Annotated in this window: 14 protein-coding genes; 9 read left to right on the top strand and 5 right to left on the bottom strand. The window is 57.8% G+C overall.

The window, feature by feature from the left end:
- Positions 1-20 precede the first annotated feature (20 nt).
- On the bottom strand, positions 21-1,124 hold the full coding sequence (gene dnaN / locus BFP93_RS19225) for a DNA polymerase III subunit beta (RefSeq protein WP_065886702.1): 1,104 nt from the start codon (positions 1,122-1,124) through the stop codon (positions 21-23).
- A 38-nt stretch (positions 1,125-1,162) separates the two neighbouring features.
- Positions 1,163-2,668, bottom strand: coding sequence for a chromosomal replication initiator protein DnaA (gene dnaA, locus BFP93_RS19220; protein ID WP_065886701.1), 1,506 nt, complete (start codon positions 2,666-2,668; stop codon positions 1,163-1,165).
- A 585-nt stretch (positions 2,669-3,253) separates the two neighbouring features.
- On the opposite strand from dnaA, the gene rpmH reads away from it, so the two are divergent.
- The 5 genes from rpmH (at position 3,254) to mnmE (ending at position 7,182) form a co-directional block, all read left to right on the top strand.
- A complete protein-coding gene (gene rpmH / locus BFP93_RS27730; RefSeq protein ID WP_003213577.1) occupies positions 3,254-3,388 on the top strand; it encodes a 50S ribosomal protein L34 in 135 nt (44 codons plus the stop codon).
- A gap of 13 nt (positions 3,389-3,401) precedes the next feature.
- Positions 3,402-3,809 (top strand): ribonuclease P protein component, encoded by a 408-nt coding sequence (gene rnpA, locus BFP93_RS27725; protein ID WP_176717574.1) that lies wholly within the window; start codon positions 3,402-3,404, stop codon positions 3,807-3,809.
- The gene (gene yidD, locus BFP93_RS27720) at positions 3,802-4,047 is read left to right on the top strand and encodes a membrane protein insertion efficiency factor YidD (protein ID WP_003233592.1); all 246 of its coding nucleotides are present in this window, start codon (positions 3,802-3,804) and stop codon (positions 4,045-4,047) included. Before rnpA ends, yidD begins: the two co-directional genes overlap by 8 nt.
- 2 nt (positions 4,048-4,049) lie before the next feature.
- Positions 4,050-5,732: a membrane protein insertase YidC gene (gene yidC, locus BFP93_RS19210; protein WP_065894368.1), complete on the top strand. Its 1,683-nt coding sequence runs from the start codon at positions 4,050-4,052 to the stop codon at positions 5,730-5,732.
- Between the two features lie 79 nt (positions 5,733-5,811).
- Positions 5,812-7,182: a tRNA uridine-5-carboxymethylaminomethyl(34) synthesis GTPase MnmE gene (gene mnmE / locus BFP93_RS19205; protein WP_065894367.1), complete on the top strand. Its 1,371-nt coding sequence runs from the start codon at positions 5,812-5,814 to the stop codon at positions 7,180-7,182.
- An 8-nt stretch (positions 7,183-7,190) separates the two neighbouring features.
- Here mnmE and BFP93_RS19200 read toward each other — a convergent pair whose 3' ends face one another.
- The 3 genes from BFP93_RS19200 to BFP93_RS19190 form a co-directional block, all read right to left on the bottom strand.
- Entirely contained in the window at positions 7,191-9,623 is a 2,433-nt protein-coding gene (locus BFP93_RS19200; protein WP_065894365.1) for a TonB-dependent siderophore receptor, read from the bottom strand.
- An 89-nt stretch (positions 9,624-9,712) separates the two neighbouring features.
- On the bottom strand, positions 9,713-10,657 hold the full coding sequence (locus BFP93_RS19195; RefSeq protein WP_065894364.1) for a FecR domain-containing protein: 945 nt from the start codon (positions 10,655-10,657) through the stop codon (positions 9,713-9,715).
- Positions 10,657-11,163: a sigma-70 family RNA polymerase sigma factor gene (locus BFP93_RS19190; protein ID WP_065886696.1), complete on the bottom strand. Its 507-nt coding sequence runs from the start codon at positions 11,161-11,163 to the stop codon at positions 10,657-10,659. The genes BFP93_RS19195 and BFP93_RS19190 overlap by 1 nt, the downstream gene beginning before the upstream one ends.
- 541 nt (positions 11,164-11,704) lie before the next feature.
- On the opposite strand from BFP93_RS19190, the gene mnmG reads away from it, so the two are divergent.
- Genes mnmG through BFP93_RS19170 form a run of 4 tightly spaced genes read left to right on the top strand, consistent with a single transcriptional unit; the run spans position 11,705 to position 15,936 of the window.
- Positions 11,705-13,597, top strand: a complete 1,893-nt coding sequence (gene mnmG / locus BFP93_RS19185; protein ID WP_065894381.1) for a tRNA uridine-5-carboxymethylaminomethyl(34) synthesis enzyme MnmG — start codon at positions 11,705-11,707, stop codon at positions 13,595-13,597.
- Entirely contained in the window at positions 13,594-14,238 is a 645-nt protein-coding gene (rsmG, locus tag BFP93_RS19180) for a 16S rRNA (guanine(527)-N(7))-methyltransferase RsmG (protein ID WP_065894363.1), read from the top strand. The genes mnmG and rsmG overlap by 4 nt, the downstream gene beginning before the upstream one ends.
- Before the next feature lie 18 nt (positions 14,239-14,256).
- The gene (locus BFP93_RS19175) at positions 14,257-15,054 is read left to right on the top strand and encodes a ParA family protein (RefSeq protein WP_057725767.1); all 798 of its coding nucleotides are present in this window, start codon (positions 14,257-14,259) and stop codon (positions 15,052-15,054) included.
- 9 nt (positions 15,055-15,063) lie between these two features.
- Positions 15,064-15,936 (top strand): ParB/RepB/Spo0J family partition protein, encoded by an 873-nt coding sequence (locus BFP93_RS19170; protein ID WP_065894359.1) that lies wholly within the window; start codon positions 15,064-15,066, stop codon positions 15,934-15,936.
- Positions 15,937-15,961: the final 25 nt, after the last annotated feature.

Genomic DNA, 15,961 nt, shown 5'->3' with positions numbered 1-15,961 from the left:
CTAGCTTCTGCTGAGCATGATTACAGACGCATCGGCATAACAACATAAGCCGAGTCGTCGTTATCGGATTCTTGTACCAGTGCGCTGCTATTGGAGTCCGACAGAATCAGGCGAACCTGTTCGGTGGTCATCACCCCCAGCACGTCCAGCAGGTAGCTCACGTTGAAGCCGATCTCCAGGTTGCCGCCGTTGTAGTCGACGCCGACTTCTTCTTCCGCCTCTTCCTGTTCCGGGTTGTTCGCCTGGATCTTCAGCTGACCATTGGCCAGTTGCAGACGAATACCTCGATACTTCTCGTTAGACAGAATGGCGGTACGGCTGAACGCTTCACGCAAGGCCTGGCGATCGCCAAGTACCAGCTTGTCGCCACCTTTAGGCAACACGCGCTCGTAGTCGGGGAACTTGCCGTCGACCAGCTTGGAGGTGAAGGTGAATTCGCCGGTGGTCGCGCGGATGTGGTGCTGACCCAGAACGATGCTGACGTTGCCATCCGGCTCAGTCAGCAAACGCGCCAATTCGAGGATACCTTTACGCGGCACGATGACCTGGTGACGATCCGGCTGGCCGATATCGGCGCGCATCGAACACATCGCCAGGCGGTGACCATCAGTGGCGACCGCGCGAATGATCCCTTCGGACACTTCCAGCAGCATGCCATTAAGGTAGTAGCGCACGTCCTGCTGGGCCATGGCGAAGCTGGTGCGCTCGATCAAGCGACGCAGCTTGCTCTGCTCCAGGCTGCAGGTCAGCGAACCTGGGCCTTCTTCCACCGTCGGGAAATCGTTGGCCGGCAAGGTGGAGAGGGTGAAACGGCTGCGCCCGGCTTTGACCACCAGTTTCGATTCATCAACCTTGATGTCGATCAGCGCGTCGTTCGGCAGGCTCTTGCAGATATCCATCAGCTTGCGTGCCGGCACGGTGATCTCGCCAGGTTCGGCGGGCTCTTCGAGCTGCACGCGGCCAACCAGTTCGACTTCCAGGTCAGTACCGGTCAGGGACAACTGCTGGCCTTCGACCACCAGTAATACGTTGGAAAGCACCGGCAAGGTCTGTCGGCGCTCGACGACGCCTGCGACCAGTTGCAGGGGTTTCAACAGGGCTTCGCGTTGAATGGTGAAATGCATGGTCTAGTCCCTTGCCTTAATAAGCTGCGCTGGTGTCATCAGGTAGTCAGTGTACGCAGCAGGTTCTTGTAGTCCTCGCGAATATCCGCGTCGGATTCCTTAAGTTCGTTGATCTTGCGGCACGCGTGCAAAACCGTGGTGTGGTCGCGACCACCAAATACATCACCGATTTCCGGCAGGCTGTGGTTGGTCAACTCTTTGGAGAGGGCCATGGCCACCTGGCGCGGGCGTGCGACCGAGCGCGAACGGCGCTTGGACAGCAGGTCGGAAATCTTGATCTTGTAGTACTCGGCAACGGTGCGCTGGATGTTATCCACACTCACCAGTTTGTCCTGCAGCGCCAGCAAGTCTTTCAGGGATTCGCGAATCAGCTCGATGGTGATGTCGCGCCCCATGAAGTGGGAGTGCGCGATGACCCGCTTGAGCGCACCTTCGAGTTCACGCACGTTGGAACGAATACGTTGGGCAATAAAGAACGCGGCATCGTGGGGCAGGTCGACTTTGGCCTGGTCGGCCTTTTTCATCAGGATCGCGACGCGAGTTTCCAGCTCGGGCGGCTCTACGGCAACCGTCAAACCCCAGCCGAAGCGCGACTTCAAGCGCTCCTCAAGGCCTTCGATTTCTTTCGGATAACGGTCACTGGTGAGGATCACCTGCTGTCCGCCTTCGAGCAGGGCGTTGAACGTGTGGAAAAACTCTTCCTGGGAACGTTCCTTGCGCGCGAAGAACTGAATGTCATCGATCAGTAACGCATCAACGGAGCGGTAAAAGCGCTTGAACTCGTTGATGGCGTTGAGTTGCAGGGCCTTGACCATGTCAGCCACGAAGCGCTCCGAATGCAGGTAGACCACCTTGGCATTCGGGTTCTTCTTTAACAGATGGTTACCCACAGCGTGCATCAAGTGCGTTTTACCCAAGCCGACGCCGCCATAAAGGAAGAGCGGGTTGTAACCGTGCTTGGGGTTGTCGGCCACTTGCCAGGCGGCCGCACGGGCCAACTGGTTGGACTTGCCCTCGACGAAATTCTCGAAGGTAAACGTGCGGTTCAGGTAGCTGGTGTGCTTGAGCGCACCCTCGACCTGCACGGTGCGCTGCTCGGCACGAACGGGAGCTTGTTGAGAACTGGCTCCGGCCATGGGATCGAAGCTGTCACGGGACGGCTCTTCGTTCTGCGGTGCATTTTTAGGCGCAGATGATTTGGCGGGCGTCGGTGCAGGCGCTGCAGCAACCGGTGCAGCCTGGGACTGCGAGGCAGCCGCAGCCAATGGCGCATTCGGGGCAGCGCGAGGGGCGGAGCTGCGTTTGCTGCCTATTAATAAGGAAAGCACGGGGGCGATGCCGTTGCCATGTTCGTCGAGCAATTCGAGAACGCGGCTCAGGTACTTCTCGTTGACCCAGTCGAGAACAAAACGATTGGGCGCGTAGACACGCAACTCGTCGCCTTCGGCTTCGACCTGTAGCGGACGGATCCAGGTGTTGAATTGCTGGGCAGGCAGCTCATCGCGCAAAAGCTCCACGCACTGCTGCCAAAGTTCCACTGACACGGATATCCCCTAAGTTGAAAGCCGGTGAGGCAAAAACAGCCGCCATTGTAGCGGCCAGCCGTCCACTTATCCACATGAAGGTTGCTCACAGGGCACCCAAAATCAACGCCTTAACTGGAATAAAGGCGACCGCCGGTCTGTGAATAAGCTCTGTGGATAACCGTACCTGAGCTCGTTGCACAAGTAGGAGCAAAAGTCTGTGGGTAACTGGCCTGTGGATAACAACCCATTCCACCCACAGCTTATCCGACAGCGCAGCACAGGCAGAGCACCGTTTCTCCCCTGTGTTGTCATCCTCTGTACACCACGTCGAATATGGCCTGAACGTAGTTATCCACAGAAGAACGCCTCTCTAGCTTTTATAAGCTTTACAGAAAAGCTTTAAATAACTTCCTTCTTTATTTTTATATCTATGTCACTCCTCGTGGAAGCCAGGCGGATGGAAAGGGCGAGGTGGCCTCCAGATATCTAATTGAAGGAAAAGCTGGTTGGAAATTGACCTAGAGGCTTGCTTTCTCTAGAATCGCCGGTCTCTTAAAACGGGGGCCATTCCGGCCCGTTGTGGACGAACCAGGTAACAACGCCATGAAACGTACTTTCCAACCAAGCACCATCAAACGCGCCCGTACTCACGGCTTCCGTGCTCGCATGGCTACCAAGAACGGCCGTGCTGTCCTGTCGCGTCGCCGCGCCAAAGGTCGTGCGCGTCTGGCAGTTTGATAATCCGGTACTGGTGGTGAGTCAGGACTTCAGTCGGGAAAAGCGTCTGCTAACCCCCCGGCACTTCAAGGCAGTCTTTGACTCCCCCACCGGCAAGGTTCCGGGGAAAAATCTCCTGCTCCTTGCGCGTAACAACGATCTTGATCACCCCCGTCTCGGGTTGGTGATCGGCAAGAAGAGCGTAAAGCTCTCCGTTGAGCGCAATCGCCTCAAGCGTCTGATGCGCGAATCGTTTCGCCTCCACCAGGACACTCTGGTTGGGTGGGATATTGTTATCGTCGCGCGCAAAGGCTTGGGGGATGTAGAAAACCCCGAATTGATTCAGCATTTCGGCAAGCTCTGGAAACGTCTGGCGCGTACCCACAAACCAGCACCAGCAGTCAGCACCGAAACTGTAGCGGTAGACAGCCTTGATGCGTAAACTGGCAATCGTTCCGATCCAGTTTTATCGCTATGCCATTAGTCCTCTGATGGCCAGCCACTGTCGTTTCTACCCCAGTTGTTCCTGCTACGCGTTAGAAGCCATAGAAAACCATGGTCTTCTGCGCGGTGGCTGGCTGACCTTTCGTCGTTTAGGTCGCTGTCATCCGTGGAATGCCGGTGGTTATGACCCGGTTCCACCTATCCCTACCTCCCGTTCTTCTTCGATGGCCGAGTAATCATGGATATTAAACGCACGATCCTGATCGTCGCCCTGGCAATCGTGTCCTACGTCATGGTCCTGAAATGGAACCAGGACTACGGCCAGGCTGCCCTGCCGACTCAGAATGTTGCTACCAATCAGGCTGCGCCGGCTATTCCGGACACCCCGCTGGGTAACAATGCGTCCGCGAGTGCCGATGTTCCCAGCGCGAATGGCGAGACAAGTGCCCCGTTGGAAACGCCAGTTGTCACCAACAAAGACCTCATCCACGTTAAAACGGATGTGCTCGACCTGGCGATCGACCCGCAGGGTGGCGATATTGCCCAGCTGAAGCTGCCGCTTTATCCACGTCGCCAAGACCATCCGGATGTTCCGTTCCAGCTGTTCGATAACGGCGGTGAACGTACTTATCTGGCGCAAAGTGGCCTGACCGGCACCAATGGTCCGGACGCTCGTGCTACCGGTCGTCCGATTTATTCGACCGAGCAGAAGAGTTATCAACTGGCTGATGGCCAGAACCAGTTGAACGTCGACCTGAAATTCAGCCTCGACGGCGTCAATTACATCAAGCGTTTCAGCTTCACCCGTGGTTTGTACGATTTGAAGGTCACTTACCTGATCGACAACACCAGCGACAAGGCCTGGAGCGGCAACCTGTTTGCCCAGCTCAAGCGTGACGCCAGCTCTGACCCTTCTTCCAGCACCGCCACCGGCACCGCGACTTACCTGGGCGCCGCCCTGTGGACAAGTAACGAGCCGTACAAAAAAGTGTCGATGAAAGACATCGACAAGGGCGCGCTGAAAGAAACCGTTCAAGGTGGCTGGGTAGCGTGGCTGCAGCACTACTTCGTGACCGCGTGGATCCCGAACAAGGGTGAAGCGAACCTGGTGCAAACCCGCAAGGACAGCCAGGGCAACTACATCATTGGTTTTACTGGCCCGGCGTTGACCGTCGCACCAGGTGCCAAGGCTGAAACCAGCGCCACCCTGTATGCCGGCCCGAAAAGCCAGGCGGTACTGAAAGAGTTGTCCCCAGGCCTGGAACTGACTGTGGATTACGGCTTCCTGTGGTTCATTGCCCAGCCGATCTTCTGGCTGCTGCAACATATCCACAGCATCGTCGGTAACTGGGGCTGGTCGATCATCTTCCTGACCATGCTGATCAAGGGGATCTTCTTCCCGCTGTCGGCCGCCAGCTACAAGTCGATGGCGCGCATGCGTGCCGTGGCGCCGAAACTGGCTGCGCTGAAAGAGCAACATGGTGACGACCGGCAGAAAATGTCGCAGGCCATGATGGAGCTGTACAAGAAAGAGAAGATCAACCCGCTGGGTGGATGCTTGCCGATTCTGGTACAGATGCCGGTATTCCTGTCGCTGTACTGGGTACTCCTGGAAAGCGTGGAAATGCGCCAGGCACCGTTCATGCTGTGGATAACCGACCTGTCGATCAAGGACCCGTTCTTTATCCTGCCGATCATCATGGGCGCAACCATGTTTATCCAGCAGCGTCTGAACCCGACTCCGCCGGACCCGATGCAGGCCAAGGTAATGAAAATGATGCCAATCATCTTCACCTTCTTCTTCCTGTGGTTCCCAGCGGGCCTGGTACTGTACTGGGTAGTCAACAACGTGTTGTCGATCTCCCAACAGTGGTACATCACACGTAAAATCGAAGCGGCTACCAAAAAAGCCGAGGCGTAATTTACTCTGTGGATAACCACTCAAGACGCCCCCTAGTGGGGCGTTTTGCTTTCCGACACTTTACTTCTGGAACCTGCTGATGAGCGCTCCCCGTGAAACCATCGCTGCTGTCGCAACCGCTCAAGGTCGCGGCGGCGTCGGTATCGTTCGAATTTCCGGGCCGCTCGCCAGCGCGGCCGCCAAGGCGATCAGCGGACGGGAGTTGAAGCCGCGGTTCGCCCATTACGGTCCGTTTCTGGATGGCGACGCAAGTGTGCTGGACGAGGGCTTGGCGCTCTACTTCCCGGGGCCAAACTCCTTCACGGGTGAAGATGTATTGGAACTGCAGGGCCATGGTGGTCCGGTTGTCCTGGACATGTTGCTGCAACGTTGCCTGCAATTGGGCTGCCGCCTGGCCCGTCCGGGTGAATTCAGCGAGCGCGCATTCCTCAACGACAAACTCGACCTGGCTCAGGCCGAGGCCATCGCCGATCTGATCGAGGCCAGTTCTGCACAGGCTGCGCGCAACGCATTGCGTTCGTTGCAGGGGGCGTTTTCCCTGCGTGTGCATAACTTGACCGAGCAGCTGATCAGCCTGCGTATCTATGTCGAGGCGGCCATTGATTTTCCTGAGGAGGAAATTGATTTCCTCGCCGATGGCCATGTCCTTTCAATGCTGGATAAGGTCCGCGATGAGTTATCCACAGTGTTGCGCGAAGCCGGGCAGGGGGCATTGCTGCGTGACGGCATGACCGTGGTGATTGCGGGGCGACCCAATGCCGGCAAGTCCAGCCTGCTCAATGCATTGGCGGGACGCGAAGCAGCCATCGTTACCGAAATTGCCGGTACCACTCGCGACATCCTGCGCGAACATATCCACATTGATGGCATGCCGTTGCACGTGGTCGATACGGCAGGGTTGCGCGACACCGATGACCAGGTGGAGAAGATTGGCGTAGAACGCGCGCTCAAAGCCATTGGCGAAGCCGACCGTGTGTTGTTGGTGGTGGACGCCACCGCCCCTGAGGCGGTGGATCCTTTTGCGTTGTGGCCGGAATTCCTCGAGCAACGGCCAGACCCAGCCAAAGTGACCCTGATCCGGAACAAGGCCGACCTGACGGGTGAAACCATCGCGATGCAAACCAGCGAGGATGGCCATGTGACTATCAGCCTGAGTGCCAAATCCGCGGGTGAGGGCCTGGAGTTGCTACGTGACCACCTCAAGGCCTGCATGGGCTACGAGCAGACCTCGGAAAGCAGCTTCAGTGCACGCCGCAGGCATCTGGAGGCGCTTCGCCATGCCAGTGCGGCGTTGGAGCACGGGCGAGCACAGCTGACCCTGGCGGGCGCCGGAGAGCTGCTGGCTGAGGATTTGCGTCAGGCGCAGCAGCTGCTAGGTGAGATTACCGGCGCATTCAGCTCCGATGACTTGCTTGGCCGAATCTTTTCCAGTTTCTGTATCGGCAAATAGCCAGGTCTTTACCAGTTATAGGACACCGTACCCAACAGGGTGCGGCTGTCACCCCAATAGCAGCGCCCCGCATCGTTGCAACCGGACACATACTCCTTGTCGAACAGGTTCTTCGCGTTCAGGTCCACTGACCAGTGCGGGTCGATCTGATACCCCACCACGGCATCCACCAACGTGACACTGCCTGCATCCAACTTCCCGTAGAGCGTCGGCGCCGTGTAGGAAAAAGTGCTGTCGAAATAACGCACACCTCCCCCCACAGACAGGCCCTTGAGCTGACCCTCCAGGAAACGGTATTTGCTCCATACCGAAGCTTGATTGCGAGGAACGCCGGTCATCTGGCGCCCTTCGACCAGGGAGGTGGCGGAATCCTTGGTAATCCGCGCGTCAGTGTAGGTATAAGCCGCCGTTACGTTCAGGTTGGGCGTAAGGTTGCTGTTGATTTCAACTTCGGCGCCCTTGGCGCGGCTCTCACCCACCTGACGATAGCTGTTGGTGGTGGCATCCAGGTAGGTGTCGTCCTGTTTGCGCAAGTCGTACACCGACAGCGTCATCGCCGTGTCCCAGCCGATCGGCTCGTACTTCACACCCGCTTCATATTGGCTGCTGGTGATGGGTTTCAATGGGGCGCCGGCATTGGAAATCTGCTGGACCGGAACGAATGCCGTGGAATAGCTGACATACGGCGTGAGGCCGTTGTCGAACTGGTACATCACGCCACCTTGGTAGGTGAACTTGCGGTCTTGACTGCCGGTGCTGCTGGCCTTGTTGACCTTGTCGCGGAAATCGCTGTCGACCCAGTCCTGCCGCCCCCCGAGCAGGAACAGCCAGTGGTCATACTTGCTCTGGATCTGAGCGTATGCGCCCTTCATCTGTTGCTCGAGCAAGGTGTTTTGCACCGCGATCGGCGTGAGCGGTTCGCGCAGGTACACCGGGTTATACACATTGATGGTACCGGCGAAACCGGCGTCCCAATCCTGGTTGAACGAGGTGCGGTCGTAACTGGCGCCAAACAACACAGTGTTTTCCAGTGCGCCGATATCGAATTTGCCCTCGAGCTGATTATCCAGGGAATAAACCATGGATTTGTTGTAGCGATCGTAGGCGGTCATGTTCAGCTGAGTACCGAAGCCCCGATTATTCAGTGCGCTCGGCCAGGTTTCATGGCGGTTGATGCGTGACTGCATGTACCGGGAATTCTGACGGAACTGCCAGTCGTCGTTGAAGCTGTGGCTGAACTCGTAACCGGTGCTCCAGGCTTCGCGCTCAAAGGTATTCCAATCCGGGTCGCCGAGCATGGTGTGCTTGGACAGTTTACCGTTGGGATTAGTAAGCAAAGTGCCTGCAGCCGGCAGGCCGAGTTCCAGGTTGGTGTGGTCCTTCTGGTAGTTGGCCAGGAGGGTCAGGGTGTTGTAGTCGTCGAAATTCAGGGTCAGGGAAGGGGCGATGTAAACACGATCATCCGGTACATGGTCGGTCTGCGTGTCGGATTTGCGGCCCAGCATTACCAGGCGGCCGAGAACATTGTCGCTGTCATTGAGCGGACCGGAGATATCCACACCCAGTTGGCGTCGGTTGTTTGAGCCATACCCCAATTGCACCTCGCCGCGCGGGTTGGCGGTCGGATGTTTGCTCACCAGGTTGACCAAACCGCCCGGTGCGTTCTCACCGTAGAGCAGCGAAGAAGGACCGCGAAACACTTCGACCCGCTCCAGGCCATACGGCTCGCTGGTGGTGTCGTACCGATTACCTTGCACACGTAGTCCGTCTCTCAACAGGCCGTAACCGTAGTCCGTGGCGTTGAAGCCTCGAATGAAAAAGAGATCGCCCGCCAGCCCGTCGCCCGCGGCAAAAGGCGGCGCGAAGATGCCGGGTACGTACCCCAGCACTTCGGTCAGTGTCTGCGATTTCTGATCCTTGATACGTTGCCCGGTCACCACCGATACCGAACGGGGTGTCTGCGACAGAGGCGTACTGGTTTTGGTGCCGACCCGGCTGTTCTGGGCCTTGTAGCCCACATCCCCCGCTATATCCTGATTGAAGCCATCCGGTTGATAAGCACTGACGGTGGTGGGTGCGAGCGTGAGCTGGCCCGTAGGGACTGTGTGCAATCCATAGCTGCCGGGAGCCTGGGCGACGGCTTGCAACCCGGAATTCTGCAGCAGCAGGGCGAAACCTTGATCCACCGAATAATCACCATTGAGTCCGGAAGTGGTCAGCCGTGAAGTCTGTTGTGGCGAGAAGGACAGGATCACATTGGCCCGGGCGGCAAACTGGCTTAACGCACTGTCCAGGGGACCGGCTGCGATGACGTAGTGCTGGGTGGTGCTGGCGGCCATAACCCCTGTGGATAACAACGTACCGCCGGTGCTGGCAAGCAGCAGGCCGTAGGTGATGGCATGGCAGGAAAGTCGCTGACGGAGCGGGATGGAAAGGCGCATAGATGGGTAAGCCCTGAAGGTAGCGTCGTGATTACCTGAAGGGCCGTGCGTGATAAAAAAAAGATAACCCCCCTGAGGATTATTTTTTATCAACCGATCCGGTTAACCGACACCCAGTAGCGCGTGAAGTACTTCACCCGGATCGGCAGGGTCGCTTGCAGGTTGGCCAGTACCGCGTCGGTTGAGTCCAGGCGGAACGCGCCGGAAACGCGCAGTTGAGCCGAAGCCGGATCACAGTTCAGCACGCCCGGCCGATAGCGCGCCAACTCATCGATGACATCGCCGAGTCTGGCATCGAGCACGATCAATTGACCGTCCGCCCAGGCGGCTTGCGCCACGCCATATCGCTGGGGGAGGCTAATCGTGTGTCGATCAAAATCAGCGCTTTCCCCAGCTCCGAGGGTCTGGTTGTGGTCGGGTTGATCGCCCGGGGACAAATTGACCCGATCTTCCAGCACACCGACCCGGGTGAAATCCGGCAATTGGCGGACAGTAAACCGAGTGCCCAGTGCCTGAACCCGCCCGTGGCGAGTCTCCACATACAAGGGCGTGTTGGCGCCACGTTTGCCACTGTGGATAAGTACTTCACCTTCACGCAGGCGAATCAAGCGTTGGCGTGAGTCGAACATCACATCAATGGCTGTGCTGGTGTTGAGATCAACCTGAGTGCCGTCGGCCAGTTCGACCCTTCGATGTTTACCCACAGGCGTGCGGTAGTCGGCCCATACGTTACCCACGGACGTGTGTTGTTGAATGTTCCAACCCAAATACCCGCTGCCGCCCAGTACCAGCATCCACTTGAGCACCTGGCGGCGCTTCTGCGTGCTGGTCAATGCGCGGCGTGTGAAGTCCTGGGGCAGGGCGCCAAGGCTGCGCTGCAACTGCTCCAACTGGTTCCAGGCCGCCTGATGGGAAGGGTCGCCATTGAGCCATTGTTGCCAGGCCAGCCGATCAGCCGGCGTCGGCGATTGCGCCTGGAACTGCACATACCAACTGGCGGCCGTCTCGAATGTCTTGCGATCAGGGGCGGGCATCAGAGACTGGCCATGATCAGTGAACACTCGGTCAGGGCACGGACCATATGTTTCTTCACAGTGGTCAATGACACCCGCAGTTGATCGGCGATCTGTTGATAAGTCAGCCCCTCGATCTGCGACAGCATGAAGATCCGTCGAGCACGTTCGCCCAAGCTGCACAGTGCCTTATCCACAGCCACCAGGGTTTCGATAATGATTGCCTTGTCTTCTTCACTGATGGCGGTGGCTTCAGGACGCTCGGCCAGGGTTTGCTTATAAGCCTGCTCAATGGCGTGCCGGCGATAGCGATCAATCACCAGGCCCCTTGCAATGGTCGCCAGATAATCCCGTGGCTCAAGGATCTGCACGGCGTCGCGTCCACCCAGGATACGCACGAACGTATCGTGGGCCACGTCGGCTGCATCGCAGGCGTTATGCAATTTGCCTTTGAGCCACCCGTGTAACCACGAATGGTGTTGCTCATAGATGCGCTGCACAGCTGCCGTGTGTGAAGGAGGGGACATAGGCGCGACGAGGTAGGTTAATGATAATCGCTATTATTAACTGCCCTCGTGTGTTCCCACAATAGCCGTCTTGACCGCGAATCCGCGTTGAATCCCTGGGCCGGTCGACATTGAATCAGCCGTTTCTGTGGATTAAGCCCTGTGAATAACCGCTCTTGTGCCCGGTTGATAACCACGCTTGAAACCTGAGTAAAAACCCGCCTGTGGATAACCAGCTGTTTAATCCACAGGTTTAAAGCACTTATCCAAGCCCCTCATTGGCACATGACCACAGACTTTTGAATCCCTGTACACGACGTAGATAAAGGCCTGTAGAAATCTATCCACAGAAAAGCTGCTCAGTAGAAATAAACATAAAAACAAAGATTTAATAAATTTCTCTCTTTTAATTTCTATTGTCCGTGATCCATCCACAGCTGGTTAAATTTTGTGCAAAGGGTTCTTTAGGCAGGGCGAAGTCCCTATACTTGCCGCCATAAGCTGCAAAACTCTTTCAACCAACAATTCCTGATTACCTACATAAGCAGGCACGAGGTGCGTGGTGGATTTCCCTTCCCGTTTTGAAGTGATCGTCATCGGCGGCGGTCATGCCGGTACCGAGGCAGCACTGGCGTCAGCACGCATGGGCGTAAAAACCCTGTTGCTGACGCACAACGTGGAAACCCTCGGCGCCATGAGTTGCAACCCTGCCATTGGTGGCATCGGCAAAAGCCATCTGGTCAAGGAAATCGATGCCCTTGGCGGCGTAATGGCCATGGCCACCGACAAAGGTGGTATTCAATTTCGCGTGCTCAACAGCCGCAAAGGCCCGGCCGTACGTGCCACTCGTGCACAAGCCGACCGTATTTTGTACAAGGCCGCGGTACGTGAAACCCTGGAAAACCAGCCGAACCTGTGGATATTTCAACAGGCCGCAGACGACCTGATCGTCGAGCAGGACCAGGTACGCGGGGTTGTCACGCAAATGGGCCTGCGCTTCTTCGCAGAATCCGTGGTGTTGACCACCGGGACCTTCCTTGGCGGACTTATCCACATCGGCCTGCAGAACTATTCCGGTGGTCGCGCCGGTGATCCGCCGTCGATTGCCCTGGCACACCGTCTGCGTGAATTGCCGCTGCGCGTGGGCCGTTTGAAAACCGGGACTCCGCCGCGTATCGACGGACGTTCTGTGGATTTTTCGGTGATGACCGAACAGGCCGGCGATACGCCGATCCCGGTCATGTCTTTCATGGGTTCCAAGGAGCAGCACCCCAAACAGGTCAGCTGCTGGATTACCCATACCAATGCGCGTACCCACGAAATCATTGCCGCGAACCTCGACCGTTCGCCGATGTATTCCGGGGTGATCGAAGGCATCGGCCCGCGTTACTGCCCGTCGATTGAAGACAAGATCCATCGCTTTGCCGACAAGGAAAGCCACCAGGTGTTTATCGAGCCCGAAGGCTTGACGACTCACGAGCTGTACCCGAACGGGATTTCCACTTCCCTGCCGTTCGACGTGCAAATCCAGATCGTGCAGTCGATTCGCGGCATGGAAAACGCCCACATCGTTCGCCCTGGCTACGCCATCGAGTACGACTATTTCGATCCGCGTGACCTGAAATACAGCCTGGAAACCAAGGTGATCGGCGGCTTGTTCTTCGCCGGGCAAATCAATGGCACCACCGGTTACGAAGAAGCCGGCGCCCAGGGTTTGCTGGCCGGTACCAACGCTGCACTGCGAGCACAGGGCAAAGACAGCTGGTGCCCGCGTCGCGATGAAGCGTATATCGGCGTGTTGGTCGACGACCTGATTACCCTGGGCACCCAGGAACCGTACCGGATGTTCACGTCCAGGGCCGAATATCGCCTGATCCTGCGCGAAGACAACGCCGATCTGCGCTTGACCGAAAAAGGTCGCGAGCTGGGTTTGGTCGATGACGCGCGCTGGGCGGCCTTCTGCAAAAAACGCGAGAGCATTACCCTCGAAGAGCAGCGCTTGAAGAGCACCTGGGTTCGTCCGGGTACTGAACAGGGTGATGCGATCGCCGAAAAATTCGGCACGCCGCTGACGCACGAATACAACTTGCTCAACCTGCTATCGCGTCCGGAGATCGATTACGCCGGCCTGGTCGAAGTGACCGGCGGCGGCGCAGAAGATCCACAGGTCGCCGAACAGGTGGAAATCAAGACCAAATACGCCGGTTACATTGATCGCCAGCAGGACGAGATCGCTCGCCTGCGCGCCAGTGAAAACACAAAGCTGCCTGTGGATATCGACTACACCGGCATTTCCGGGCTGTCGAAGGAAATTCAAAGCAAGCTGGGGATAACTCGGCCGGAAACCCTCGGCCAGGCTTCACGTATCCCCGGCGTTACCCCGGCAGCAATTTCGCTGTTGATGATTCATTTGAAAAAACGCGGCGCGGGCCGTCAGTTGGAGCAAAGCGCTTGAGTTCGTTGGTCACCTCGCAACACGCCGAAGAGTTATCCACAGGTGCGCGCCAGTTGGGCGTCGACCTGACCGAAGCCCAGCACGCCTTGCTGATGGGCTACCTGGCCCTGTTGATCAAATGGAACAAGGCTTACAACCTGACCGCAGTGCGTGATCCGGACGAAATGGTCTCGCGCCATCTGCTCGACAGCTTGAGCGTGATGCCGTTTATCGAAAACGGTCGCTGGCTGGACGTCGGCAGCGGCGGCGGCATGCCTGGCATTCCGCTGGCCATCCTGTTTCCCGAGTCGCAAGTGACCTGTCTGGACAGCAACGGCAAGAAGACCCGCTTCCTGACCCAGGTCAAACTCGAACTCAAGCTGGACAACCTGCACGTTGTCCACAGCCGCGTCGAAGCCTTTACGCCTGAACAGCCCTTCAACGGAATTGTTTCCCGGGCGTTCAGCAGCATGGAGAACTTCAGCAACTGGACTCGCCACCTGGGCGACCACGACACCCGCTGGCTGGCAATGAAGGGCGTCCATCCAAGCGACGAGCTGTTAGCATTGCCGGCGGACTTCCACCTCGATAGCGAACACGCCTTGGCCGTACCCGGTTGCCAAGGCCAACGCCATCTGCTGATACTGCGCCGCACGGCATGATTGGGAACACAAGCAAGAATGGCTAAGGTATTCGCGATAGCGAACCAGAAAGGTGGCGTGGGTAAGACCACCACCTGCATCAACCTCGCAGCATCCCTGGTCGCGACCAAGCGCCGGGTGCTGTTGATCGATCTCGATCCACAGGGCAACGCCACCATGGGTAGCGGTGTGGATAAACACGGCCTGGAAAACTCGGTCTACGACTTGCTGATTGGCGAGTGCGACCTGGGTCAGGCCATGCACTACTCCGAGCACGGCGGTTATCAACTGCTGCCGGCCAACCGCGACCTGACGGCGGCGGAAGTGGTGCTGCTGGAAATGCAGATGAAGGAAAGCCGTCTGCGCAGCGCCCTGGCGCCCATCCGCGAGAATTACGACTACATCCTGATCGACTGCCCGCCGTCGCTGTCGATGCTCACGCTCAACGCCCTGGTGGCCGCCGACGGGGTGATTATCCCCATGCAGTGCGAGTACTTTGCGCTCGAAGGCTTGAGCGACCTTGTGGATAACATCAAGCGTATCGCCGAATTGCTCAACCCGAACCTGAAAGTCGAAGGCCTGCTGCGGACCATGTACGACCCGCGGCTGAGCCTGATGAACGATGTGTCGGCGCAGCTCAAGGAGCATTTCGGCGACCAGCTCTACGACACGGTGATTCCACGCAACATCCGCCTGGCCGAAGCGCCAAGCTATGGCATGCCGGCGCTGGCCTACGACAAATCATCCCGTGGCGCCATTGCCTACCTGGCGCTGGCCGGTGAGATGGTGCGTCGCCAACGTCGCAATTCACGCACCGCTGCAGCCCAGCCAACTTAAGGAATCCCCATGGCCGTCAAAAAACGAGGTCTCGGACGTGGACTGGATGCACTCCTGAGTGGTCCGACCGTCACTTCGCTGGAAGAGCAAGCGGTGCAGGCCGACGAGCGTGAGCTGCAGCACCTGCCGCTGGACCTGATTCAGCGTGGTAAATACCAGCCGCGCCGGGACATGGACCCGCAGGCACTGGAAGAGCTGGCCAACTCGATCAAGGCCCAAGGGGTGATGCAACCGATCGTGGTGCGCCCCATTGGCGGCGGCCGCTTTGAAATCATCGCCGGCGAACGCCGCTGGCGCGCCAGCCAGCAGGCGGGCAAGGACACCATCCCGGCGATGGTGCGCGACGTGCCGGATGAAACCGCCATCGCCATGGCGCTGATCGAAAACATCCAGCGCGAAGACCTCAATCCGATCGAAGAAGCGATCGCGTTGCAACGTCTGCAGCAGGAGTTCCAGCTGACCCAGCAACAAGTGGCCGAGGCGGTGGGCAAATCCCGCGTGACCGTGTCCAACCTGCTGCGCCTGATCGCGTTGCCGGAAGTCATCAAGACCATGTTGTCCCACGGCGATCTGGAAATGGGTCACGCCCGTGCTTTGCTCGGTTTGCCGGAAAATCAACAGGTTGAAGGGGCGCGACACGTTGTCGCACGCGGGCTTACCGTTCGTCAGACCGAAGCCCTGGTTCGTCAATGGTTGAGCGGCAAACCTGCACCGGTCGAAACCGTCAAAACTGATCCGGACATCGCGCGCCTTGAGCAGCGCCTGGCCGAGCGCCTAGGCTCTGCGGTACAAATTCGCCACGGCAAGAAAGGCAAAGGGCAATTGGTCATCGGATATAACTCTCTCGATGAGCTTCAAGGCGTCCTTTCCCACATCCGTTGAAACATTCGCTGAAACATTTGCTCAT

The sequence above is a fragment of the Pseudomonas sp. 44 R 15 genome (assembly GCF_900004965.1).
Taxonomy (GTDB): Bacteria; Pseudomonadota; Gammaproteobacteria; order Pseudomonadales; family Pseudomonadaceae; genus Aquipseudomonas; species Aquipseudomonas orientalis_A.
Note: the sequence above shows the minus strand (reverse complement) of the source record. Positions and strands in the feature narration are given on the sequence as shown.